General features: G+C 48.7%; 20 protein-coding genes. 11 read left to right on the forward strand and 9 right to left on the reverse strand.

The annotated features are described in order from the left end of the window. The first annotated feature begins 18 nt into the window (after positions 1-18). From AAIG11_RS00390 to AAIG11_RS00410, 5 genes are all read left to right on the forward strand, one after another. Positions 19-1380: an extracellular solute-binding protein gene (locus tag AAIG11_RS00390; RefSeq protein WP_343184301.1), complete on the forward strand. Its 1362-nt coding sequence runs from the start codon at positions 19-21 to the stop codon at positions 1378-1380. Positions 1381-1396: 16 nt separating this feature from the next. After that, positions 1397-3508, forward strand: a complete 2112-nt coding sequence (locus AAIG11_RS00395; RefSeq protein ID WP_343184302.1) for a sensor domain-containing diguanylate cyclase — start codon at positions 1397-1399, stop codon at positions 3506-3508. 142 nt (positions 3509-3650) lie between these two features. Then, positions 3651-4196, forward strand: coding sequence for a TetR/AcrR family transcriptional regulator (locus AAIG11_RS00400; protein ID WP_343184303.1), 546 nt, complete (start codon positions 3651-3653; stop codon positions 4194-4196). 149 nt (positions 4197-4345) lie between these two features. Beyond that, positions 4346-5266, forward strand: coding sequence for a cation diffusion facilitator family transporter (locus AAIG11_RS00405; RefSeq protein ID WP_343184304.1), 921 nt, complete (start codon positions 4346-4348; stop codon positions 5264-5266). Positions 5267-5422: 156 nt separating this feature from the next. Then, positions 5423-6415, forward strand: a complete 993-nt coding sequence (locus AAIG11_RS00410; RefSeq protein ID WP_343184305.1) for a zinc dependent phospholipase C family protein — start codon at positions 5423-5425, stop codon at positions 6413-6415. A gap of 39 nt (positions 6416-6454) precedes the next feature. Here the strand turns inward: AAIG11_RS00410 and AAIG11_RS00415 are convergent, their stop codons facing one another. The 4 genes from AAIG11_RS00415 to AAIG11_RS00430 form a co-directional block, all read right to left on the reverse strand. Next, the gene (locus tag AAIG11_RS00415; protein ID WP_343184306.1) at positions 6455-7345 is read right to left on the reverse strand and encodes a cell division protein FtsX; all 891 of its coding nucleotides are present in this window, start codon (positions 7343-7345) and stop codon (positions 6455-6457) included. Positions 7346-7361: 16 nt separating this feature from the next. Next, positions 7362-8021, reverse strand: coding sequence for a cell division ATP-binding protein FtsE (locus AAIG11_RS00420; protein ID WP_343184307.1), 660 nt, complete (start codon positions 8019-8021; stop codon positions 7362-7364). A gap of 80 nt (positions 8022-8101) precedes the next feature. Next, complete coding sequence (locus tag AAIG11_RS00425; RefSeq protein WP_343184308.1) at positions 8102-9244, reverse strand: coiled-coil domain-containing protein; 1143 nt, start codon at positions 9242-9244, stop codon at positions 8102-8104. Continuing rightward, on the reverse strand, positions 9244-11058 hold the full coding sequence (locus AAIG11_RS00430) for a heme NO-binding domain-containing protein (protein ID WP_343184309.1): 1815 nt from the start codon (positions 11056-11058) through the stop codon (positions 9244-9246). The genes AAIG11_RS00425 and AAIG11_RS00430 overlap by 1 nt, the downstream gene beginning before the upstream one ends. 460 nt (positions 11059-11518) lie before the next feature. On the opposite strand from AAIG11_RS00430, the gene AAIG11_RS00435 reads away from it, so the two are divergent. The 4 genes from AAIG11_RS00435 (at position 11519) to cls (ending at position 16324) form a co-directional block, all read left to right on the forward strand. After that, positions 11519-12040, forward strand: a complete 522-nt coding sequence (locus tag AAIG11_RS00435; protein ID WP_343184310.1) for a C-GCAxxG-C-C family protein — start codon at positions 11519-11521, stop codon at positions 12038-12040. Positions 12041-12057: 17 nt separating this feature from the next. Next, the gene (locus AAIG11_RS00440; protein WP_343184311.1) at positions 12058-13008 is read left to right on the forward strand and encodes a TDT family transporter; all 951 of its coding nucleotides are present in this window, start codon (positions 12058-12060) and stop codon (positions 13006-13008) included. Positions 13009-13197: 189 nt separating this feature from the next. Beyond that, on the forward strand, positions 13198-14679 hold the full coding sequence (gene thrC, locus AAIG11_RS00445) for a threonine synthase (RefSeq protein ID WP_343184312.1): 1482 nt from the start codon (positions 13198-13200) through the stop codon (positions 14677-14679). 16 nt (positions 14680-14695) lie between these two features. Beyond that, on the forward strand, positions 14696-16324 hold the full coding sequence (gene cls / locus AAIG11_RS00450) for a cardiolipin synthase (RefSeq protein ID WP_425499394.1): 1629 nt from the start codon (positions 14696-14698) through the stop codon (positions 16322-16324). Between the two features lie 91 nt (positions 16325-16415). Here cls and AAIG11_RS00455 read toward each other — a convergent pair whose 3' ends face one another. From AAIG11_RS00455 to AAIG11_RS00475, 5 genes are all read right to left on the reverse strand, one after another. Further along, a complete protein-coding gene (locus AAIG11_RS00455) occupies positions 16416-17735 on the reverse strand; it encodes a HAMP domain-containing sensor histidine kinase (RefSeq protein ID WP_343184313.1) in 1320 nt (439 codons plus the stop codon). Further along, positions 17732-18406 carry a response regulator transcription factor gene (locus AAIG11_RS00460; RefSeq protein WP_343184314.1) on the reverse strand — a complete coding sequence of 225 codons (675 nt, stop codon included), beginning with the start codon at positions 18404-18406 and terminating at the stop codon, positions 17732-17734. The genes AAIG11_RS00455 and AAIG11_RS00460 overlap by 4 nt, the downstream gene beginning before the upstream one ends. A gap of 133 nt (positions 18407-18539) precedes the next feature. Next, on the reverse strand, positions 18540-19238 hold the full coding sequence (locus tag AAIG11_RS00465) for a zinc metallopeptidase (RefSeq protein ID WP_343184315.1): 699 nt from the start codon (positions 19236-19238) through the stop codon (positions 18540-18542). A 238-nt stretch (positions 19239-19476) separates the two neighbouring features. Further along, positions 19477-20700, reverse strand: coding sequence for a stalk domain-containing protein (locus tag AAIG11_RS00470; protein ID WP_343184592.1), 1224 nt, complete (start codon positions 20698-20700; stop codon positions 19477-19479). A gap of 301 nt (positions 20701-21001) precedes the next feature. Then, on the reverse strand, positions 21002-21283 hold the full coding sequence (locus AAIG11_RS00475) for a hypothetical protein (RefSeq protein WP_343184316.1): 282 nt from the start codon (positions 21281-21283) through the stop codon (positions 21002-21004). Between the two features lie 109 nt (positions 21284-21392). Between AAIG11_RS00475 and AAIG11_RS00480 the strand changes: the two genes are divergently transcribed. Both AAIG11_RS00480 and AAIG11_RS00485 read left to right on the forward strand, forming a co-directional pair. Beyond that, positions 21393-22250: an MBL fold metallo-hydrolase gene (locus AAIG11_RS00480; RefSeq protein ID WP_343184317.1), complete on the forward strand. Its 858-nt coding sequence runs from the start codon at positions 21393-21395 to the stop codon at positions 22248-22250. Between the two features lie 336 nt (positions 22251-22586). Beyond that, entirely contained in the window at positions 22587-22937 is a 351-nt protein-coding gene (locus tag AAIG11_RS00485; RefSeq protein WP_343184318.1) for a DUF5320 domain-containing protein, read from the forward strand. The last annotated feature ends 3 nt before the right edge of the window (positions 22938-22940 follow it).

Below are 22940 nucleotides of genomic sequence, written 5' to 3' on the forward strand. Positions count from 1 at the left end.
CTTATATCAGGGTGTCAAATGACGACGCAGGAGAAATCGTTGCTGGATCCATCCAAACCTGTGACTGTCACCTTATGGCATTATTACAGTGGTCATTTGAAAGACAATTTTGATGTCTTGGTGGCAACATTCAATGAGACGGTGGGAATGGAGCAGGGAATTGTGGTGGATGCCCAAAGCCTGGGTGATGTGGGGCAGCTGGCCAATGCGGTTTTCGATGCGGCCAGCAAATCCATTGGAGCTCAGCGGATGCCTGACATTTTCATGGCTTATTCAGATAATGCACACAGAGTACATCAAATTGTTGAATTGGTTGAGCTGGAAAACTATTTTTCTGATGATGAACTGGCCTTATTTCGCGAAGAGTTTCTGGAAGAAGGAAGAATTGGCAGTGATCAACGACTTCGCATCGTACCAATTGCCAAGTCATCTGAAAACTTATATGTGAATAAAACTGACTGGGAAGTTTTTGCCGATAATAACGGACTGACAGAAGAAAACCTGGCCACTTGGGAAGGCGTATATGAAACAGCCAAACGATACTACGAAACTACAGGTAATGGTTTTTTCGGGATCGATGCCAATGCCAATTTTTTTTTACAGGCAGGAATGCAGCTGGGACAGGAACTGTATCATTACGAAGGTGGCAAGGCACAATTGCAGTTTTCGGAAGAGACTGCCCGAAAAATCTGGGATTACCATTATCGGCCCTATATCAAAGGATACTATGAGAAAACAGGTCGTTTCAGCTCTGATGATGCCAAAACCGGAGCAGTAATGGCTTATGTTGGATCGACGGCAGGAGCTGCCTATTTTCCCATGGAGGTAACTTTTAGTCAGCAGAATATCCGCACCATTGAACCATTAATACTACCCTACCCTTATTTTGAAAACGGTGAGCGATACGCAGTTCAGCAGGGAGCTGGCATGTGTATTACCAAAAGCGATACGCCACATGAATATGCAGCAGCAGTCTTTTTGAAGTGGTTTACTGACCCTGAACAAAATGTTCTTTTCGCCGTCTCCACTGGTTACCTGCCAGTAAAATCGAAAGCCATAGATGAAGTGGTACTGATGGAAGTATTGGAGACGACTGAGGTGATTAATCCGGCAATTCGTGCGTCTCTCGTCACAACCACACACATGTTTGATGATTATCGGTTTTATAACAACAGGCCTTTTGATGGAAGCTTCGAAATGCGAGAGCTGATGGAATCTCACCTGTTTAACCGAATACAAAGGGATCTGGAAGTGCTGGAAAAAAGAGTGACTGAAGGGCAAGACCGTGAAACTGTCGTTGAAGCACTTATTTCAGACCAGCAATTTGAACAATGGTATCACCAGTTTATCCAGGAAGCAGCACTGATTATGAATCATTAGGAAGGCAGCGATTTTCATGATAAAGACTCGATGGAGCAGACAGTCCATTTATTTTAAACTGACGATCTTTGTCATTCTCATTATTATTTTTCAGGCATTGCTGCTTACTGGAGCCATGCTTATTGGTGGTGTTTTGAGCAGGGCCAGAGAAAATGCCTATCAGTCTTTTTCTGAAAAAGTCAGTAACCGTCAAGAAACCATTGAACGTGAGATGAAAAACCGGTGGACTAATGTGGATCCCTACCTGATACAGATCGCAGGTGTTTTGTCTGATTACCCTGAGCAAAAGGAGTTTTTCGATGCGGTTGCTAAAGATCTGATCGCCATGCTGCGAACCACTCAAACGACTGGAGCCTTTATTATACTGGATGAACCGAACGCAGCAGAAGTGGGTAATCCGGTGCTGTATATACGGGATTATGATCCCATGTTGAATGACGTTGGCAACAAAGACCTATATATGGTTCACGGACCTTCTGAACTTGCAAAAAGCTTAAAAATCCCACTGGATCAGACTTGGGGATACTACCTGAAACTGACTGATGATAACCGTGCTTTTTTTGACCAGCCCTATCGTAACGCATCGCTTACATTCAATGCAGGACTACTGGGTTACTGGAGCCTGCCTTTTCAATTGTCCCCCAATGATCTGCCAATCGTCACCTACACCATGCCGCTGTTTAATGCAGATTATGAATTAAGAGGAATCATTGGAGTGGAAGTTTCGCTGAATTACCTGAATCAGTATCTTTCGGGTACCGATCTTCAGCGACGTGACTCCATGGGTTATCTTATTGCTTACAGCAAATCAGAAGAGAGTCATCTGAAGCCTGTGATCACCAGTGGTGCTTTACAAAAGCGTATGATCCGGGAAACAGAACCACTACTGTTGACCAGGGTTCATTCGGAGTTAAACATGTTCACCATTGAGAATCATGACAGTGCAGAACCTATTTACGCTTGTTTGGAGCGGATTGGGCTTTATCACTTAAACACTCCTTTTGAAGGAGAAGAGTGGTATTTAGTGGGCATGATGACAGAAGGGAGTTTGTTGAGTTTTGTGCAACGAATCCAACGGATCCTCAGTGCCTCCCTGGTGATTTCCATTTTGATTGGGATTGCGGGTGGCATCTTCATCAGTTATGGAGTATCCCGCCCTATTGTAAAGCTGGCAAAACAGGTGCGGGAGAGCAGTGGTGAAAAAAACCTGCAACTAAACGCTACAGGACTTCTGGAAGTGGATGAACTGGCCATGGCTATGGAAGCGGCCAACAATTCTCTGCTGGATACTGCCTTGAGGATGTCTCGTATCATTGATCTGGTGGAAGTGCCCATAGGTGCTTTTGAAATACGCGAGAACTCAGATGGCGTTTTTGTCACTGATCAGTTGTGGCACCTACTAGATGTCGACATAGAGGAAAGAAATCTGCTGATAAAAGATAAAGCAGCCTTTCGGAAAAAGCTGGATCAAATCTTTCGCTGTCCGGAAGAAGGTGAGCCCAATGTGTATGTGCTTTCAAAGGAAGAGCTTTGTTGGCTTAAAATTAAAATAACTCAATGGGAGAAAGATGTTCTGGGAATTGTGATGGATGTGACGGCGGAAATGTTGGAGAAGAAACAGATTAAAGCAGACAGAGATCGCGATCCTTTAACGGGCATTTTGAACCGCAAAGCGTTTCAGGAGGAGCTGAAACACCAGATGTCAGAAAAGCAGGCAGGAACAGCAGCACTACTCATGTTTGATTTGGATAATCTAAAAAAGGTGAACGATGCCCATGGTCATCAATTTGGGGACCAGTATATTCTTCATGCAGTGGAGATGTTGAAAACCATTGCCAAACAGCATCAGATGGTGCTGGGAAGACGATCAGGTGACGAGTTTGTGCTGTTACTCCACCATTTTTCTAATCGCCAAGCGATCAGAGAATGTGTGAATAGCTTTTTTAATCGTCTCCAAAATGTAGCGATCGGTCTTCCTGATGGCAGTCATAAACCAGTGACACTTTCAGGTGGCTTGATGTGGCTGGAAGGTCCGGATCAAGACTACGAAGAAGCGTTGAAGCTTGCAGATGAAGCGCTGTATCAAGCTAAACGAAGTGGGAAAGAATCCTGGTGTGAGAAAGGCTGATAAAGGGAAGGATAGGATCAAATCAAAAGGAAGCTTGACAGAGACAAAGTGAGGTGGTAAAATATGACTGATAGTCAGTCATAAAAATATGATTTAGAAAGAAGGTGATCCCATCAGCCAACACAGCAAAAAAGAACTGATTTTGAAAGCAGCCATAAAAGTGTTATCAGAAAAAGGACTTGAAAAAACCAAGGTGTCAGACGTGGTGCAGGAGGCTGGTGTGGCTCAGGGTACCTTCTATCTGTATTATCAGTCCAAAAATGCGTTGATTCCAGCCATTGCCGATAACATGCTGCAATACATGCTAAACCAAATGAAAACACATATTCCGCCCCAGGACACCTTTTTTGATCAAATGGAAAAAATTGTAGGCATAACCTTTGAAACCACCCACCTGTACCGTGAAGTGCTTGGCCTTTGCTACTCCGGCATGGCAGTAACCGGTGCTTTTCTGGAATGGGAGGAAATATACAAGCCCTATTACCACTGGCTGGAAGAACGGATCGCCGCTGCCCAGTTAAAGGGAGAAATAAGACGGGATATGCGGGTTGATATGATTGCCAAAATTGTGGTGGAAATGATGGAAGGCGTTGCAGAGCAAGTCTATCTATTTGAAGAAAGCAGCAGTAATGCCCTGATTTACCAGCAGGAGTTGATGGCCTTTGTCAAGCGTGCGTTGACGCCCTGAAAAAGCCGCCCCGGTTTTTTGCACTATGAATGACTGACAGTCATTCATATACAGATGCATGATGAAACCGATTGATGAGCAATAAGACTGTGCTGAAAGCGTTTAGAAAAGAACATCGTGACAGATGTGAATAATAGTAGAGGTGACTTATGGAAGAAGGATTTATAGTACGCAAATTATTGAAGTTGTCCATTGCCGGCACCCTGATTTTTGCCGCCATGGGAATTGTTTGGGGAATAGCTGCCAATGCACGCATCATCATGTTTGATGGGCTCTATTCATTGGTGAGCACCGGCATGTCACTATTGTCCCTTTGGGCAGTGAATTTCATTGCCAGGGAGGGAGAGGCGCGAGACGATCTTTTTCAGTTTGGCCGAACTGTAGTGGAGCCGCTTGTCATGATCATTAAATCGCTGGTGATGCTGGGTATCGTCGTGACTGCCATGATATTCGCAGTGCAAGACCTGTTTCATGGCGGACGCGTGGTGAACCTGGAGAACTCGTTGATTTATGCCGTGATTTCCAGCGTTTTTTGTCTGGCCGTGTATAGTTTGCTCCACCGAAAAGGAAAAAAATCCCGTTCAGGTCTGCTGAAGCTGGAAGCCATTGAATGGAAAATGGATGGGTTGATATCACTGGGAACGCTGGCCGGGTTTGCCGTGGCCATGTTTCTGAGACGCACCACTGTCGCAGGCCTTATTCCTTATGTAGACCCAGTGTTGCTGCTGATGATTACCGCTCTTTTCGTGAAAACACCTGCTCACACCCTTTGGAACGGCATGCGTGAGTTGCTGCGAATGGCACCCGATGAAGAGATGCAGCTTCAGGTGGATGAAATTGTACAGCAGGTACGTCAAAAATACCAGTTGGAAGAAGCCTACTGCCGGATCAGTAAAGTGGGAACGACGCTCTATGCAGAAATTGATTTTGTTACAGGCAAGAAAACCCTGGTATATACGGTGAGAGATACAGACAGGATCCGGGAGGAAATCAGCAAAGCTATTTTCAAGCTCCCCTACGAGCCATGGCTCACCATTTCTTTCACTGAAAACAGAAAATGGGCGGTCTGATGAGACTGCTGACACCGTCGGAGATTCTAACCGGCGGTTTTTTCTGTCTGGGCTTGTAAGTTGGAGTCATTCATTAGATAATCAAATCACTGAGATACGCGTCCATGAGAAATGATCAATGAAGTTGACAGGTATGTGGAAGGGAAAGGTGGCACCATGCCAAGTCTGATTGCTCACTGCCAGTGCGTGAAAGATGCACTGGGAAGTTTCCAGGGGAAGGAACTCATCATCGTTGAGGCAGCACAAAAGCACCCACAAATGACCATGCTGGGGGCCCAGGGCGGAGACCCTTTCTTTTACGAAGGGGCGGTTCCCTGGGAGAGGCAATTGCACCTTCGGGCACTGGGCGAAAAAATGCATGAAAGTCACATTCGTCGGTTTTTCAATGAAATGCTGGCATCGCTGAAAGACGGCGAAGCGTTCTTTCAGCTGAAACTGGCCTATATAATGGGTTATCTGGCCCACTATGCCCTTGATACCCATACGCATCCTTTTATTTTCTACTGGTCGGGTTTTGTGGAGGATTTCCAGAATCCGGCACAGCAGTATCGGTTTAAATGTGATCACAGTGCCTATGAAAAAGCCCTTGACCTGTTTTTTGTTCCAAATGCTCGTCAAATACCTCTCCACAGGTGGATTCAACCGCCACAAAAGGAAATGCAGGCAATGGCCCGGTGGCTGGCACCATTGCTGCATCATCTGTATGACATATCGGTATCTCCAAAAGGAGTGATGAAGTCAGCAAGGGACATGCAGTTGATTTACCGGCTGCTGATGGATCCCGCCGGATGGAAGAGAAGGATGGCCGCCTGTCTGGAAGGTATTTTAAGGCCGCCGGGCTATGTGACAGCCAATATCTATCCTCAAAAAGTACCCAGTGATCAGGATATTCTCAATGAAAGCCGAAAATCCTGGTGCCTTCCCTGGGATCAGCAGGCAGTGAGAGACCAAAGCTTCATGGAGATGTACCAGGAAGCAGTGAGAGAAACGGTTGAGCTGTGGCAGGCGGTGGAAGATTGGCTGAAACAGAGAGACACCCTTGAGGGAGTGTTGGAAAAAATTGGTAACCGATCCTTCTCCACGGGGATTGACTGTCAACAGCAGGTGGTATTCCGTTATCGACATCAGCAGCACAGGGCAACAAAGTAAAGCCGGAACAAAGCTGTCAAAAAAGAAAGCCTCGTGGATTCATGATTGAATCCGTGAGGCTTTCAGTCCCATGGCGCTGCCGGCAATTCCCAGCAGCAGGCTGAGGGATAAAATGACCAAAGAGGTATTTCGAAAAAGGACTGTCAGGGGCGGCAGGGGGATGAAGGGCAGTGGTGCGGCCAGTTGCTGATACCCCAGATGCAATGCCCATCGGGTGAACAGAGTGGCCAACAGGCCACCTCCCAGGGTGAGACCGAGACCCACCATCAGGAAGGGCAGTGCAATGAAGGCAGGAGGGGCACCCAGCAATTTTAATGTGTGAATCTGGTCGCGGTTTTGATAAACACCCTGGCGAATGAGGTGAGAAATCACCACCAGGGTGGCAGTGCCGGCAGCAGCGATAAACAGCAGTCCCAGTACTCGCTGCAGGTTTGTGAGGCTTTGGATCTGGTGCAGCACTTCCCGGTTATCGCGGATGTGGCGCACACCGGGAAGAAGGATCAGCTCTTGGTAAATAACTGCTGCCTGGTTAGGATCAACGCTGGTCTCCAGATAGGCATCGAAAGGATTCTCATCAAAATAGGTGAGCACTTCAGCTTCTTCCCCCAGAATGGCAGCCATTTGTTCAAAGGCTTCAGTTTCGCTGACCATTCGCACACCCAGCACTCCGGGGATGGCAGCAATGGAAGCCGTCAGTGCCTCCTGATCTGTCTGGTTGATGTCTTCAGAGATGAAAACAGAGATTTCTGCTTCCTGCTGAAGGGTGTCGATGATTTGAAGACTCACCCACCAGGTGGACACCACCAAAGACAGCAAAAAAAAGGCCAGGGCAATACTGACAAAAGAAAGCAGGTGGGAGATGCCATTCAGCCTCAGCAGCGTGAAGGCTTCTCTTATAAAGTATCCAAGGTTGACAAGGCTTTTCTTCATAGGTGACTTCCTCCCATCACTGGGGGGCAATACGCCCCTCACTGATATGAATTAACTGACTGGTACGCTGGCGGTCGATGAGATGTGTGGCATGGGTGGTGATGATGACAGATGTGTGTTGATTCCGCAGAGAATCAAGTAATTGGAGTATATTAACAGCATTATCATGATCCAGGTTGCCTGTTGGTTCATCTGCCAGAATCAGTGAAGGTCTTCGGGCAATGGCACGGGCGATGGCAACCCGTTGCCGTTCTCCCCAGGAGAGGTGTTCGGCTTTAGACATCATTTTATGACTGATGCGCACTTTTTCCAGTGCTTCTGAAGCCCTGCTCCGCCACTGTTGAGAGGGGATCTCCAGAAAACGCATGCCCAGCACCACGTTATCAAGAACGCTTCTGCCATCAATGAGTTTCAGTTCCTGAAAAACAGGCCCGATCTGCTGGCGAAGCTGCAGCAGGTCTTTTTCGCGTGCAGGTGGTAGGGAAATATTCAACACTTGCAACTCTCCGGCAGTGGGCTTTTCTGCTCCCATGAGCAACTTGATAAGACTGGTCTTTCCTGAGCCGCTGGGACCGGTGATGTAAACCAGCTCGCCAGTTTGAATTTTCAGGCTGATGCCTTTTAAGGCATCGGTACCATCGCTGTAGGTGAGGGTCATGTCGTTGGCAGTGATCAAGACGCAGCTTCCTTTCAATATCATTTTTTCAGGGGAAAACATGGAGCTCGTCCCAGTGCTTTTCAAAACAGAGGTGGAGATTAGAAGAGTGAAAAGCGGCTCACCAGCTCCAGAGCTCCCTGCTGAGTACGCACGGCAGTGAGGGTGTTGCCCTCCAGCACAGCTGTCAGATCCAGTTCTACGGTGCCAGTTTGCATTAAGTCACGGATGGAGGAGTCGGTGAGCTGCATACCGTAAAATGTGCCGCTTTCGGCGATAAACTCCAGGGTATGGCCGTCTTTCAGAGCAAAGGTGCCTGTCAGCTGAAACTCCCGTTCAGGCATCAGCACAGTAGTCACACCGGGCTGGAACTGTAAAGACATACCTTCAATGCCTGCTGTCTGTTGAAGTGCCAGATTGAGGGCTTCCTCTCTCAGGGTTCCCTTGACCTCAAAAAGATTAAAGGAGAGGGAAATGGCGTCCTGCGGAAGGCTGCCGTCGGTGGCCAGCCGACTAAAGGTGTCTGCAAAAGTGGTAAAAATATCTTTTGCTTCCAACCAGTGGCGTTCCAGATTCATCAGGCGGTCTTCATATAGGCTGCGCTCATCTTCAAGGGAGACCAGCCGGTCTTCCAGATCATCCCGTAGGGCAAGGTGGCTTTCCAACAGTGACTGGAGAGCCTGACGTTGCTCATCCACACCCAGCAGAAAAGCTTCCAAGCGTTCCTGTTCAGCCGTGAGCCAGACTTGCTGCTCTTCCAGATCATCCAATAGATCACCGGTGTTCCGCGTCAGGTCCCGGAGGAGATGCAGTCGGTTGATGAGGTCTGAAAAGCTTTCGGAGGCCAGTATGATTTCCAGAGAGGAGCCGGGCCCCCGTCGCTGATAGCTTTTCAGCACTGCTTCCAGGAGATTCCGGTTGTTTTCGAAGGATTCCTGTCGAATGCTTATTTCGATCTGGAGTGCTACAATGGAAGCCTCAGACTGAAGAATCTCCTCCTCCAGCTGGCGTTGTTGAATTTCCACATTATCAATATCCTGCACCAGTTGGAACAGGTCATCCAGAATTTCTCGTTGGGTTTCTGACAAAATGACAATCTGTTCTTCATACTCCTGCTGCCTGGGGATGGGAACTGCCGCCAGGCTCTGTGCAAGTGTCATGAAAAGGAAGCCGGCCAGGAACAGCCAGATTGTGATCCGTCGGTTGTTTTTCATCAACATCACCCGGTTTTCTTGTGATTGCATTAAATCTTGTAACGTTTCAGTTCGTTCTTCAGGAATAGCACCACTTTTTCCAGTTCTTCAATGTTCTCGGTGAGGGTCACAATTTCAGAAGAGAAGCTGGTGACGTTGGCACTCATTTCCTGGGCAGTAGCAGAATTTTCCTGGGCAATGGCTGCCAGGGTGTTGAGATTATCAAAAACCGTATTTATTTTAGTGGTTTCATTGGAGAGCTGTTTGGAAAACTCAGAAATGGTCAGGGAAACCTGATTGATGCGGGAGGAAGCTTGTCGGCTTTCTTCCGTGACGGCCACCATGGTTTTGGTGCCGGTATCCAGTTCAGTAAACTGGTCATTCACCTGGTGAACCATCTGATTCACGCCCTCAACAAACTCGTTAAGACTGTGGTTAATGGTGCCCACTGCTTTTTTTGAGTCTTCAGCCAGCTTTCTGATTTCTTCGGCTACCACACTGAAGCCTCGGCCCATTTCACCGGCCCGGGCGGCTTCGATGGAGGCATTTAAGGCCAGCAGGTTGGTTTGTTCAGCAATATGCTCCACTGTGCTGACAATGGATATGATGTCTTTCACTTTTTGGCTCAGTTCATTGCCCTGTTCGTTCACCTGAGCAAACCGGTCTTTCATTTGGTTCATGTTATTGGACACCTTCTCCAAGTCATTGAAGGAGGTTTCAATTTGTGCCACGGCTGACTCAAGGCTGTCTTTGCCTTCCAGCTCTTTTCGGCTGATATCATTGAGTACGTTCAGGTTATCCGACAGAATAGCGACAGATCCTTCTGTTTCAGTGGCCTGGTGTACCGCCCCCTCTGCCACTTCTTGCACAGCCTGGGAAATCAGATCAGAAACCTCACTCAGGTTTTTGGCAACCTGTGCAAACTTGTCGGTGAATGAGTAGAGGTCATCCATCCCCCCCCGCAGGTGGGTAAACTCTTCTCGTAGTTTTTCCTTCACCTGAACCACTTCGCCGTAGGTTTGCTCAAGCTGATCACCTGTGGCAACATAAAGGCTTTCTGACAGATCAAGGTGACGCACTTTTTCCAGTTCGCCGGGTAAGTCTTGCAACGGTCGGTTCACTGCCAGGCCTGTGACGAGGCCGGAAGCTAATACCGCCAAAGGAACGCCTGCCAGCAATGGGAGATTATCTGTGCCGCTGAGCAGCGCAACCAAAATACCGGACAAGATGGTGGGCAGTAAAATGACTTTAAATGCCGGCGATTTGATGACTCCCAGAGACAATAACTGGGAGAAGGGGTATCGCTTGTATTTTCGGGGTGTTTTTTCAAAGTTTAGTTTAATTCTGACCACATGGGTGCCATCGCTTCCCACTTTTTTCTCCATTACTTCAGAGTGAATTTTTTCATTAAAGTGGGCGCCAACACCTTCAATGAGGCCCAGAAGATAATCATGCAAACCACGTTTTGACTGGTAAACCATCTGAAAGCTCTTTTCGCCCACGCTCTCAGGAATCAAACGGGGCGGCTTGGCTCCGGGGATCATTTTGGTTAACTGAGCATGAACGCTGTCCATGAGCAACAGGAAGCCCATGGCAGTTCCGCTCTCAAAGTACGAGGGGAACCAGCCATGAAAAGAAGCGATGTTATTTTGACCCAATTTTCGCCAAAGGGTTTCGCTGCTGATCCCCTGAGACTGGGCAAAAGCATCCATTAGTGAGAATATTTTTTTGTCTTCAATTTCCTCCAGAGGCGTGATGAGGCGCCGGGGGTTCCACCCCTCTTGTTCCAGTGTGGCATCCCTTTTATCTTGCCCGTAAAGTTTCTCAATGGTGTTGAGCCAAATGTTGACGACTGTTCCTTTCATGCTGCACCGTCCTTTTCACATAGTAAGAGTGTGTTTACCTGTCATTATACCATCATTCTGGGACTATGGGTGCCCGTTCAGCAAAAAATGGTGACAGGTTATTGAGATGAAGAGAAAACCTGAAAATGAACCATGGGAACAAATCTAATAAATCGGGGTTAAACGATAGTGGAAGGCAATCGATGACAGATTTGAGAAGGAAACATGTGCAGCTGAATCATTTGAAAACTCTATCCATCGATTACGAACTTCAATTCGACCTTCGGTGGGGCTTCTCATATAATGATAGATGGAAATTTATCAAAGTATCCGGCAAAACGCCATCGGACTCCTGAACACCGGACTAACAGCAACAACCGATTAACAGCAACATTCGTTTAAAGGTATTCAGCGATAAGTCTTCATGGATCCTTAGCGGGAAAGATGGCAGTATGCAGTAGAAAGAAGGGGAGGAATGAAAATGGAAAAGGAACAATTGATTCAGGCAGTACGAGAGAAGGCAGAAGGGTATTTTCAACGGGGAGAATTTTTTTGTTCAGAGGCGGTGATTCATACCATCAACGAACTGATGGGATGGCCTTTTCCTGAAGAAGTAACCAAAATGGCTTCGGCCTTTCCCATTGGTCTTGGAAAATCAGGATGTCTCTGCGGTGCCGTCAGCGGCGGTGCCATGGCGCTGGGCATGGCCTATGGGCGAAATCACGGTGAAAGCATGGATGAGCGGATGTTTCCCGTATCGGCCCAGCTGCATGACCATATCAAGACGATGTACAAAAGCACCTGTTGCCGGGTGATGATCAAAGATTTCGAGTTCACCAGCCCTGAACGCAAAGCACACTGTGTAAAGATTACGGGAGAGGTGGCAGCCTGGATTGCTGAGCAATTCCTCGCAGACGAAGCAGTGGCAGCCCGTATGGCGGTGGAAAACTTCAGCAATGACCGGTTGGAATCATGTGCCTGCAGCGGCTGTGGCTGCAGTTAAGAAAGGAAGCGTTCGAGATGCTGTTGAAAAAAATACCTTTTCCCATGGCTGGACTGATGCTGGGAATGGCGGGGCTGGGAAATCTGGTCGTATCCTACGGTGCCGGCTATCGGTATGCCCTGGGAGCAGTGGCAACATTGATCATGGTGCTGATTGCCGCCAAAGCTTTTACTGACCCGGCAGCGCTGAAAGAAGCTTTAGAACAGCCCCCGGTGGCCAGTGTGCTGCCCACCTTCAGTATGGGAATGGCAATTCTGTCAGTTTACCTCAAGCCTTTCCTTCCCCAGGGAGCGCTGGTCATGTGGTTTTTAGCACTACTGATCCATGTGGTGCTTTTGGTCATCTTTACAAAAAAACACGTGGTATCTTTTAAGATGAAGAAAGTGTTTCCCAGCTGGTTTATTGTCTATGTGGGGCTGGCATGCTTCAGTTTGACAGCACCGGCCATGGGACAGCTTGTCATCGGACAGGCCCTGTTTTGGATTGCTTTTGCTGCCTACCTGGTACTGCTTCCAGTGGTGCTTTACCGGGTGATTAAGGTGGGCCAGATTCCTGACCCGGCATTGCCTTCACTGGCTATTATGACGGCGCCCAGCAGTCTGGCCCTGGCAGGCTATCTTAACAGCTTTCCGGAGAAAAACCTGGCGATCGTTGCTTTTCTGACAGCGTGTACCCTCATCAGTTTCATCGGCGTGATGCTGGTGATGTCCCGGCTGCTAAAACTGCCCTTTTTTCCCAGCTATTCAGCCTTCACCTTTCCCTTTGTGATTACTGGGATTGCGTTGAAGGGAACCAATGGGTATCTGAGCCAGGCAGGCGTTGGCATCCCGACTCTTGGAGCCACCATCCCCATGTTTGAATTTTGGGCGGTGATCATGGTACTGTATGTGCTGTGGCAGTATCTGCATTTTTTAAGAAAAGCATTGATGCCGGCTTCTGCCCGGCCACAAACAGAAAAAGCGATCTGATCAATATCTGCGCTCCACTGGTCAAAAACTGGTGGGGCGCTTTGCTTCGGTCATGCTTCCGCAGAAGGGGCTCTTTGTGTTACAATGATTGTTAACGGTTAGTGACAGCAGACGGTGCGTTGTCACAGTGTGCCACTAACAGATGAAGATCATGGCGGTTGAAGCAGAAAGAAATGGAGATGATGATAAATGCAGTATGTGAGCACACGGGGCGGGTCAGAGAAGCTGAGAGCCGCTCAGGCGATCATCAGGGGGATTGCGGGAAACCGTGGCCTTTTTGTACCGGAGATGTTTCCTTCGTTACCGGAAAACTTCACCGACTGGACAGTACTGCCATATCAGGAAGTGGCTGTGCGTGTGCTGCAGCCTTTTCTGGATGATTACCCGGCAGAAGTGTTGGGTCAATGCGTGAAAAGTGCCTACGATGACAAGTTTGCAGCGGCTGAAGTAGCCCCTTTGATAAAGGCGGGAGACACCTGCTTTTTAGAGTTGTACCACGGCCGCACGGCTGCTTTTAAAGACATGGCCCTGTCATTATTGCCTCATCTGCTGACAGCAGCGTTGAAACAGGAAGATGAACAGCAGCAAATTGCCATTTTAACCGCTACCTCCGGTGATACTGGAAAGGCGGCACTGGAAGGTTTTGCTGATGTGCCGGGAACCCAGATTGTGGTGCTGTATCCCCATGTGGGAGTCAGTCAGGTACAGGAACGGCAAATGACCACCCAGGAAGGTACCAACACCCATGTCTTCGGGATCAGAGGAAACTTTGACGATGCTCAAAGAGCTGTCAAGAAGCTCTTTAATGATGAATCAGTGGCTCAGAAGCTTGGAATATCAGGCATTCGATTCTCTTCAGCCAATTCCATTAACATTGGGAGATTGGTTCCTCAGGTGGCCTACTATGTGTGGGCGTACCTGCAGATGTTGAAGCAGGAGATTCTGAAGCCGGGAGAAGCCATGAACGTTGTTGTTCCCACTGGTAATTTTGGCAATATCCTGGCGGCCTGGTATGCCCGTGAGATGGGTCTGCCAGTGAACCGGCTGATCTGTGCTTCCAATCGAAACAACGTGCTCACTGACTTTATCACCACCGGCACCTACGATGTTCGTCGGAATTTTCATATCACCACTTCACCTTCCATGGATATTCTGGTTTCCAGCAACCTGGAGCGCCTGCTGTATCACTTGTCCGGCGGCGACAGTGATCAGATCAAGGGCTTTATGCAGGCATTGGAAACGGAGGGACGCTACACCGTCAGCAGCAGGATTCGAAAGGGACTGGAAGGTTTCTACGCCGGATATGCTGACGAAGCAGAAACCCGGGAAGCTATTGCCTCCCTATATCAGAAGCATCAGTACCTCATGGACCCACATACTGCCGTGGCCCATAAGGTATACAGGGACTTCCTGCAAGAAACTGGAGATACAACCCCTGCAGTGATTGCCGCCACTGCCAGTGCGTATAAATTTGCCGATACAGTGACAGAAGCCCTGTGGGGAACACCCTTGGGGGATGGTTTTGCAGCTGTTAAGGAACTGCATCAGAAAACGGGTGTTCCCATACCTGTCGGATTGAAAGGCCTGGAAGAGAAACCTGTTCGCCACAAAACAACACTGGATCAATCAGGGATTGAAACAGCGGTGCTTGATGCGTTGAAAGGATCATAATCATAAGGAGTGGCCTATGAGTGATTTTAAACGGCAAACCAAAACCACCCTTCAAAAAATGATGATGCCCCGCACTTTCTTTCTGCTGGTGTCAGTATTGGGCCAACTGGTGATTCTAATTGCTGTCATCAGTCGTTTCAATGAGTATTTTGCTTTGTTCTATGCATTCAGCCTGGTACTGAGCCTGGTGGCTTTTTTGTGGGTGGTGAACAGTCGGATCAACCCTGCCTACAAAATCGCCTGGATCATCCCCATCATGCTGTTTCCCATTTTTGGCGGGCTTTTCTACCTCTTTTTGGGAAGAAGCAAAATGAGCCGCCAAAAGGCGGCGAAAATGAAGGCACACGAAGCAAAAGTGAAAGAGGCCATGAAAGCGCATGAACCGGAAACCAGGCGTTGCCTGCAGGTGATGGAAGCACATCATGTTGAAGCAGCAGTTCAGTCCCGGTATATTGCCGACTATGGCGGCTATCCTCCCTACGAAAAAGTGGCGGGAGAATACCTTTCCATTGGAGAGTTAAAATTTCAACGGCTTCTCAGTGAACTGAAAAAAGCGGAACGGTTTATTTTTATGGAGTACTTTATCATCGAAGAAGGGGTCATGTGGAACCAGATTCTGGAAGTGTTGAAAGAGAAAGCAGCCCAAGGGGTTGATGTGCGGCTGATTTATGATGATATGGGATGTTTGTTCACGTTACCCCGGGACTATCACAGTCAATTGGAATCCATGGGAATCCAATGTGGTGTGTTCAATCCATTGATTCCTGTGCTTTCCTTGCGAATGAATCACCGGGATCACCGTAAAATCACGGTGATTGACGGCCATACCGGCTTCACCGGGGGCATCAACCTGGCAGATGAGTATATTAACGAAATCGTTAAATATGGCCACTGGAAAGACACCGGCATTATCATCAAGGGGCCTGCTGTCTGGAACTTAACGGTGATGTTTCTTGCCATGTGGGATTATCTGAAAGGATTGGAAGAGGATTATTTCCAGTTTCACCCGTCAGCCCATCACCACCATAATCACAATGAAACAGGTGTGGCAGATATCACAGACAGACCGGGTTCTGGTGCAGATGATCTGCCGGAAACTGGCTTTGTACAGCCCTTTGCAGACAGCCCTTTGGATGATGAACCAGTGAGTGAAACCGTCTACCTGAACATGATTTACAAGGCCAAAAAATCAGTTTATATCACCACGCCCTATCTCATCATCGCCAATGAAATGGTGACGGCGCTCTGTGCAGCTGCCAAGGGAGGAGTGGATGTGCGCATTATCACTCCCCACAAATGGGACAAGTGGTATGTGCATGTGGTTACCCGCACGTATTACCGTGTATTGGTGGAAAGCGGCGTAAAAATTTACGAATACACTCCTGGGTTCATGCATGCCAAGACTTTTGTGGTGGATGATCTTTATGGGGTGGTGGGCACTATCAATATGGATTACCGCAGCCTCTATCTCCATTTTGAGTGTGGTGTCTGGCTCTATCACACCCCCAGCGTGAAAGAGCTGACCCATGACTTCCTGGATACGCTGAAGGTATGCCATCAAGTGACCATGAAGGATTTTCAGCAGGTGCGCTGGTACACCACCCTGCTGGGGTCAGTATTGCGGGTTTTTGCCCCCATGCTGTAACTGGTTGCAGGGACAGAAAAAGCCTTTTCGCTCATGATCACATGAGGAAAGGGCTTTTTTGTCTGGTGGTTTTAATGGTTTTCTGGTGGTTTTAATGGTTTTCAGTGGTGATGGGAAGTTCGACGGTGAAAGAGGTGCCTTCGCCAGGTTTACTGGTGACTTGAATGGTCCCATCGTGAAGATCTAAAATTCGCTTCACCAGAGGCAAGCCCAGGCCGCTGCCCTCAGAAGAATGGGCGGCGTCTCCCTGATAGAATTTCTCGAAGATACGGGCAACTGTCTGTTGATCCATGCCGGTTCCCTCGTCTTTCAGTGTCACACGAATGCCATCGGCCATGTGTTCCAGGGCAATACTGATCAAACTGTCTTGATGGGAGAACTTGATGGCGTTGCCAATGAGATTGATCCATACCTGTTGCAGCAGTTCTTCGTCACCGGGATAACGGGCACGGTCCAGCTGAATGTCCCACTCGATGGATTTTTTATCCCATTCCGGCTCCAGCAGCAGAATACACTTGCGGATCTGTTCATCCAGGTAAAAAAGATCTTTCCGGCTGACAATTTCCTGATTTTCCAGCTTGGACAGTCGGATAATGTTGCTGGAAAGGTGGGAGAGACGGGCACTTTCTTCCACAATAATGCGGGTATATTCTTCCCGTTCCGAAGCAGAAAGATTTCCCTTTTGAAGAAGGCGGGCAAATCCCAGAATGGAGGCAATGGGCGTTTTGAACTCATGGGAGACGCTGGCAATGAAATCTTTATGCAGGTACTCCATGTGTTTCAGCTCTCGGGCCATCCGGTTAAAGTTCTGTGTCAGCTGACCCAGCTCATCATGACTTTCAGTTGCAAGCTGAATATCAAAGTGACCCCGGGCGATTTCTTTGGTGGCAGCATTCAGCTGAATAATGGGCCTGACGATCCGGCGGGCCAGCACACTGGCCAACACAGCGCCAATGGCCACGTAAATCAGGGCAGAGCGCCAGCTGCGGGAGGCAGCAATTCCGTAAGTGGTATTCTGGGGACGCAGGCGAATCTGCACCACCGTGTCACCAATCTTTAGCAAAGTGGTGGTGCCATGAAAAGGACGTTCACCCAGAAAAATCGATTCTCCGGGGGGCAGCTGATCCGGCGGTTTTGGCAGTTGTGCCAGTGAATCAGCGTCATGGAGAGGCTCGGCGTCATACATGAAGGTGGAGGCTATTTGGAGAATATCTTCCAGGCTTAGGTCAGTGCGCGCCTCCAGTTCCAGTATGGTGCGGGCAATGGCCTGTTGGTTCAGGCGTATTTCATTCTCCACATTGTAGGCAAAAATCATGGAAGCAATGAATGAAACTAAAGAAGAAACCATGATGAGGGCTGTAAAAAACAGTACCAACTTTACAGTTATTTTTCGCAGGGTGAGAGATCTCATATGTGTTTCTCCGCCTTATACCCAAGTCCGCGCACTGTCACCAGCTCAAACTCAGGGAAGTGGGAAAAACGCTCCCGAAGACGCTTGATGTGCACATCCACAGTGCGTTCATCACTTTCTGCATCAAGTCCCCAGATCTCATCCATCAGTTGCTGGCGGGTAAAAATCTGGCGGGGATAACTGAGAAGCTTGAACAGCAGATAGAATTCCTTCTTGGGCAGGGTTTCGGATTCATTTTCCCGGGTCACGGTTAGTGTGTCATATTCCAGGGTCACAGCACCGATGGTGAGGCGGTGTTCATTCATAATGCGGGACCTTCTCAAAAGGGCGGCGACCCGCAACATCATTTCGTCCATATCAATGGGCTTCACCATGTAATCGTCGGTACCTGATGAAAAGCCTTTCTTTTTATCATCCAGCGTGTCTTTAGCAGTCACCATGAGAATAGGCAGCTGATAGTCAGCCCGGCGCAAGGAACTGGTAAGTTCGTAGCCGTTCATTTCCGGCATCATGATATCGCTGATGATCAAATCGACGTGGTGTGTATCCAACAAATCCAGTGCTTCCCGGCCATCCCGGGCACAAAGCACCTCGTAGCCGTTCTGCTTTAAAACGGCAGCCATGAGCTTTTGAAGATTTTTATCATCTTCGGCAACGAGTATGGTAAACATGGGCATCACTCCATTGGGATGAATTCGTGCTACTATACATATAACATGAAGGTGCCAGGCCGTCAAACCGGGGGGTACCGGCTGTCGGCCTGGCTATGTCAAGGAGGGTGAGCAGTGTTGACAGATCAAGCCGTCAGCGTCGGTTTCGAATCAACAGCAGGCGCAACAGCTGAGCAATGCCTGCCGCCATGGCGGCCACATAGGTAAGGGCAGCAGCATTCAGTACTTTTTTGGCGCCGATGGTTTCTTCTGTGGTGATGAATCCATTGGTATCCAACAGGCGAAGTGCCCGGTTACTGGCATTGAACTCCACCGGCAGGGTGATAATCTGAAACAATACGGCAGCCGCAAAAAGGAGAATCCCCACATCCATCAAACCGGCAAAAGCAGGCAGGATCAAGCCGATGATGATAAAGAACCAGGCGGCAGAAGAACCGAATCGGGCAATGGGGAACACCAGATTGCGAAGGTTCAGCGGCACATATCCTTCATCATGCTGAATGGCATGGCCCACTTCATGGGCGGCCACACTGACAGCCGCAATGGAATTTCCCTGATAAACTTCTCCTGAAAGACGCAGCACCCGCTGGGTGGGATCATAGTGATCACTTAGTTGTCCCTGGGACACTTCAATAGGTACATCCTGCAGCTGGTGGTCATCCAGAAGAATGCGGGCCACCTGGGCACCGGTATAGCCTTTACGGGTATTGACCCGAAGGTACTTTGAAAAACTTGATTTCACTTTTCCCTGGGCATACAGGGTCAAGAGAATGGTGGGGATTAAAATGATGATGGTGGGGTCAAATCCCCAAAAGCCAAATGGATAAAACATGGCAAATCCTCCCTTGAACAATCTGGCTGATGACCTTTCACGACTTTCATGGCGATAACTGCAATTGCAGGTGTAGTCATGGCGTCGTGGATGATTAACTGTTACATTGATTTTAGAATGGTTAAATGAACCATGAATGAACTGGAGATGAACTCACTGTGAACTTTTCACTCTCGCAGGTGTCCAACGGGTATGAAAAAACGGAGCTTCGAAAAGCTCCGCAGGAATCAAGATGAATCTATGGGCGGGAGAGGGGTTCGTTGACGGTGATGTGGCCGGCGAGAGTTTCGACGATTTCGCCTTCCACCAGGATCTGAACGGCATCAATCTCCGGCAATTGCACCAGGGTCCAGACGATGGAGTTCACCAGCACTCCCTCGGCCTCAGCACCCACATTTGCCCGGGTGATTTCCTGGGAAAAACTGACATTGGCCAGGCCGTCATTGACTGATACGTTCAGCACTCTTGCATCCCGTGGAATCACGCGGGTAAGGTCAGCTGATTCAGGACCTGCCAGTAAAACAGCCAACAGGTCATCGGGTGTCAGGTCTTTTGTCTGAAACAGGCGGGGTTCGCCTTCTGTGAGAAAAGCGGTGTCAGTGACCCGCATAAAATACAGGGTGACTTCCCGGGTGCCGCGGCGCAGTTCCCGGATGGTGCCAGTGATATCGGTGATACCATCGGCATCAAACCGAATCAACTGAGCCGGATAGGTGAAGGCCTGGGTGACCATGTCTTCCGGGGCGGGCATTTCCAGTTCGGCTTCCAGAACAGCTTCGCCAGAGGCTTCCTCCCGCAGGCTCAAAACCTCCATGCGATAGCCGCCTGTGCTGCGCTCGCCGCCTGCAGCCATCAGAAATACGGTGTTGCTGTCGATATCCCGGTCAACGTGAATCCCCATGGTCATCCGGTGGCTATCCACCCAGGCAGACAGACCGGGGATTTCTGCCAACTGGCTTTCATTGACCACTGTGAAGGGGATGTTGCGGGGTTGAAAAGGGATTTCCTGAGTTGTCACACGGACCATACGATTCACCTCATCCCATTGCACATCAGCTTGTAAGGTTTCAGAGACAAAGCGAAGGGGTACCAGCGTGCGTCCTTCCAGAATTCTGGCCGGAACCTGGAGTTGGATCAGGGCATCATTGAAAGCGGCCTGTGCACTGTCGATGGTGAGCACCACCCTGTCTGAGTGGTGTTCAATGATCACCTGGCGGTTTTCTGGCTGCCACTGAACTTCAGCCCCCAGGGCACGCATCAGGGGAGCCACGGGTACCAGTACCCTGCCGGCTTCAATCACAGGGGCCACATCCAGGGCCAGCGGTACGCCATCAATTTCAATGGCGACGTTGGGCTGGGCAGATGCTGAGAAAGGCAGGGCAAGCATTATTAAAATGAGCATGGTTGTCAGACGGGTAGACAGCAGCTGTTTGTGTCGAAAGGGATTTAAATCATACAGCATTGTTTTCACTCCTCTTCAGCAGGGTGTGTGTTGGCCTCGCCATTTTTTTATCCTTTGTTATGAAGACGGTGGCCGTTACATTAGGTTTCATATCCCATTTTATTTGATTTACGCAGACAATCTGTTATCATAAAAGCGATATGTAAGAGTGAAAGGTGTTTTAATCAGCTAAATCCTCATCAAGGAAATGAAAAAGCATTGCCATGAGAAAGAATACACAGATTATTCGGTTGAAGCAAGCATGCATCGGGTATGAAGGGTTATGTGAGGTGATGTAGAGGAGGTTGACCTTAAGAAATGATCAGTAATCTGCTTCATTTCGTTTCCACAGGATGAGCCCTCGTATCAGGCCGATGGTACAGCCTCCGGCAAATGCGATGAGGTATAATGTCAAGTAGTCTGCCAAAGCATAATCCCGAATCGGCTGGTAAAAAAACAGGCTGCCCGCAAAGGGACCGGCGAAACAGGCAAGACCCATGAAGAGTGTGGATTGGCCGACAAACTTTCTTTTTCCCAGCTGGCGTTTGATATGCCACTGGGGGTGGCGTGCTGGCTTTCTGGGTTTTTCGAGATGCTTTTTCATCAAGGCCCTCCTTCACAAGCTTCTGTTCAATCAGACGTGGAGGATGAAAGAAAGTTTCATTAAACCGGCGCAGGTTGAGCGGCGGCGACAACAGACAGGAGATGATCGGATGCGTTGCGTGACACTGCTAGAAAATAGCGCTTTAACCGATGACCTTGGCGCAGAACACGGGTTAAGTTTTTATATTGAAAGTGATGGCTTTCACCTTCTTTTTGACATGGGTGCCACAGGACTTTATGCCGAGAATGCCAAAAAGCTGGGAATAGACTTGGGATCTGTGGATGCGGCAGTCATTTCACATGGTCATCATGATCACGGCGGCGGGCTGGCAGCCTTTCTAAGAATCAATGATCAGGCCCGGGTCTACGTGAATCGGTATGCCTTTAACCATCATTTTGCAAAAGATGGGGAAGGCAACACAAAATATATAGGACTGGATGAACATCTGCAGCATCATGAAAGGTTGATTTTTACAGGTGAGGAACAGATCATTCGGGAAGGGTTCTCTCTTTTTGCCGGAGTCTCCGGTGAGGGATTTCGACCTTCCGGCAATGACTCTTTATGGATGGAACAAGGCAACGAGTTGGTGGCGGATGTTTTTGCCCATGAGCAGAACCTGGTCATTTGTGAAGTTTCGGGAGAAGCGGATTCTCAGGATAAATCATCAGAAAAATTATTCTTGATAGCCGGCTGTGCACATCAGGGGATTGACAGGATTTTTAATCATTTCAAGAGCAAATGGGGCCGTTATCCAGACGTTGCCATTGGCGGTTTTCATTTGCACAACCGTGCAACTGGAACCAGTGAATCACCGGAGCGGATCCGGGAACTGGCGGCATTTCTGATGAAGACAGAGACAGTGCTTTACACAGGACACTGTACCGGTGAAGAAGCCTATCAACTGCTGAAAGAAATCATGGGTGACCGTATTCACTATCTTGCCGGCGGCAGTGATATATCCCTGTAGAAGCTGACGACCATATGAGCATTACCGCACTTATAGTGTTGATTCATCTTGTTCAAAATCATACCATTTGAAAACCGCTGATACCCGGCGGTTTTTTTGATGTGTGGGATTGAATGATCCACCCAATCTCAAGATAAAGTGTTTGCGAGGGCTGTTGCTTTGATTTCCTGCCATCGCATTTCCTTCTTTAACGGTTCACTGCAAAACCGGTGCTTTCTTCAAATGGTTATTGACATATGTTCAATATAGGTGTAAACTGAAGCTGTAAAGAACATATGTCAATAACGGCGTATGTAATAGAAAGGGAACACTGAATCAATGTGAGGAGGGTAATAGATGCCAGGAAGAGACGGAACAGGCCCGAGGGGTCAGGGTCCCATGACAGGATGGGTGACCGGATTCTGCATGACTTCACGTTCGTTGGGAATGGGTCGTGGGGTTAGGCGTGGCGGCATGGGAATGCGGAGAGGACCGGTTTTTGGCCCCGGCGTTCCAGTAGGTGCCAAATTCGGATGCGGCAGAGGCTATGGCGGTTATGGTCCTTTTTGGGGAACTGGGGAGACATCGGAAGAACAGGCAGCGCAGTCACAATGGACCAGGGATGCTTTGAAAGAACAGCGTGAGTGGCTGAAAAAACGCCTTGACATCGTTGAAATGCAATTGGACAATGGAACAAACGATGAATAAGAG

It is taken from the genome of Anoxynatronum sibiricum, from assembly GCF_039414295.1.
GTDB classification, from domain to species: Bacteria; Bacillota; Clostridia; order Peptostreptococcales; family Tindalliaceae; genus Anoxynatronum; species Anoxynatronum sibiricum.

Coding starts and splice junctions, on each gene's coding strand:
- AAIG11_RS00390 (WP_343184301.1), top strand. CDS start 19: ATGACGACGCAGGAGAAATCGTTGCTGGATCCATCCAAACCTGTGACT.
- AAIG11_RS00395 (WP_343184302.1), top strand. CDS start 1,397: ATGATAAAGACTCGATGGAGCAGACAGTCCATTTATTTTAAACTGACG.
- AAIG11_RS00405 (WP_343184304.1), top strand. CDS start 4,346: ATGGAAGAAGGATTTATAGTACGCAAATTATTGAAGTTGTCCATTGCC.
- AAIG11_RS00410 (WP_343184305.1), top strand. CDS start 5,423: ATGCCAAGTCTGATTGCTCACTGCCAGTGCGTGAAAGATGCACTGGGA.
- AAIG11_RS00415 (WP_343184306.1), bottom strand. CDS start 7,345: ATGAAGAAAAGCCTTGTCAACCTTGGATACTTTATAAGAGAAGCCTTC.
- AAIG11_RS00425 (WP_343184308.1), bottom strand. CDS start 9,244: ATGCAATCACAAGAAAACCGGGTGATGTTGATGAAAAACAACCGACGG.
- AAIG11_RS00430 (WP_343184309.1), bottom strand. CDS start 11,058: ATGAAAGGAACAGTCGTCAACATTTGGCTCAACACCATTGAGAAACTT.
- AAIG11_RS00435 (WP_343184310.1), top strand. CDS start 11,519: ATGGAAAAGGAACAATTGATTCAGGCAGTACGAGAGAAGGCAGAAGGG.
- AAIG11_RS00440 (WP_343184311.1), top strand. CDS start 12,058: ATGCTGTTGAAAAAAATACCTTTTCCCATGGCTGGACTGATGCTGGGA.
- thrC (WP_343184312.1), top strand. CDS start 13,198: ATGCAGTATGTGAGCACACGGGGCGGGTCAGAGAAGCTGAGAGCCGCT.
- cls (WP_425499394.1), top strand. CDS start 14,696: ATGAGTGATTTTAAACGGCAAACCAAAACCACCCTTCAAAAAATGATG.
- AAIG11_RS00455 (WP_343184313.1), bottom strand. CDS start 17,735: ATGAGATCTCTCACCCTGCGAAAAATAACTGTAAAGTTGGTACTGTTT.
- AAIG11_RS00460 (WP_343184314.1), bottom strand. CDS start 18,406: ATGTTTACCATACTCGTTGCCGAAGATGATAAAAATCTTCAAAAGCTC.
- AAIG11_RS00465 (WP_343184315.1), bottom strand. CDS start 19,238: ATGTTTTATCCATTTGGCTTTTGGGGATTTGACCCCACCATCATCATT.
- AAIG11_RS00470 (WP_343184592.1), bottom strand. CDS start 20,700: ATGCTGTATGATTTAAATCCCTTTCGACACAAACAGCTGCTGTCTACC.
- AAIG11_RS00475 (WP_343184316.1), bottom strand. CDS start 21,283: ATGAAAAAGCATCTCGAAAAACCCAGAAAGCCAGCACGCCACCCCCAG.
- AAIG11_RS00480 (WP_343184317.1), top strand. CDS start 21,393: ATGCGTTGCGTGACACTGCTAGAAAATAGCGCTTTAACCGATGACCTT.
- AAIG11_RS00485 (WP_343184318.1), top strand. CDS start 22,587: ATGCCAGGAAGAGACGGAACAGGCCCGAGGGGTCAGGGTCCCATGACA.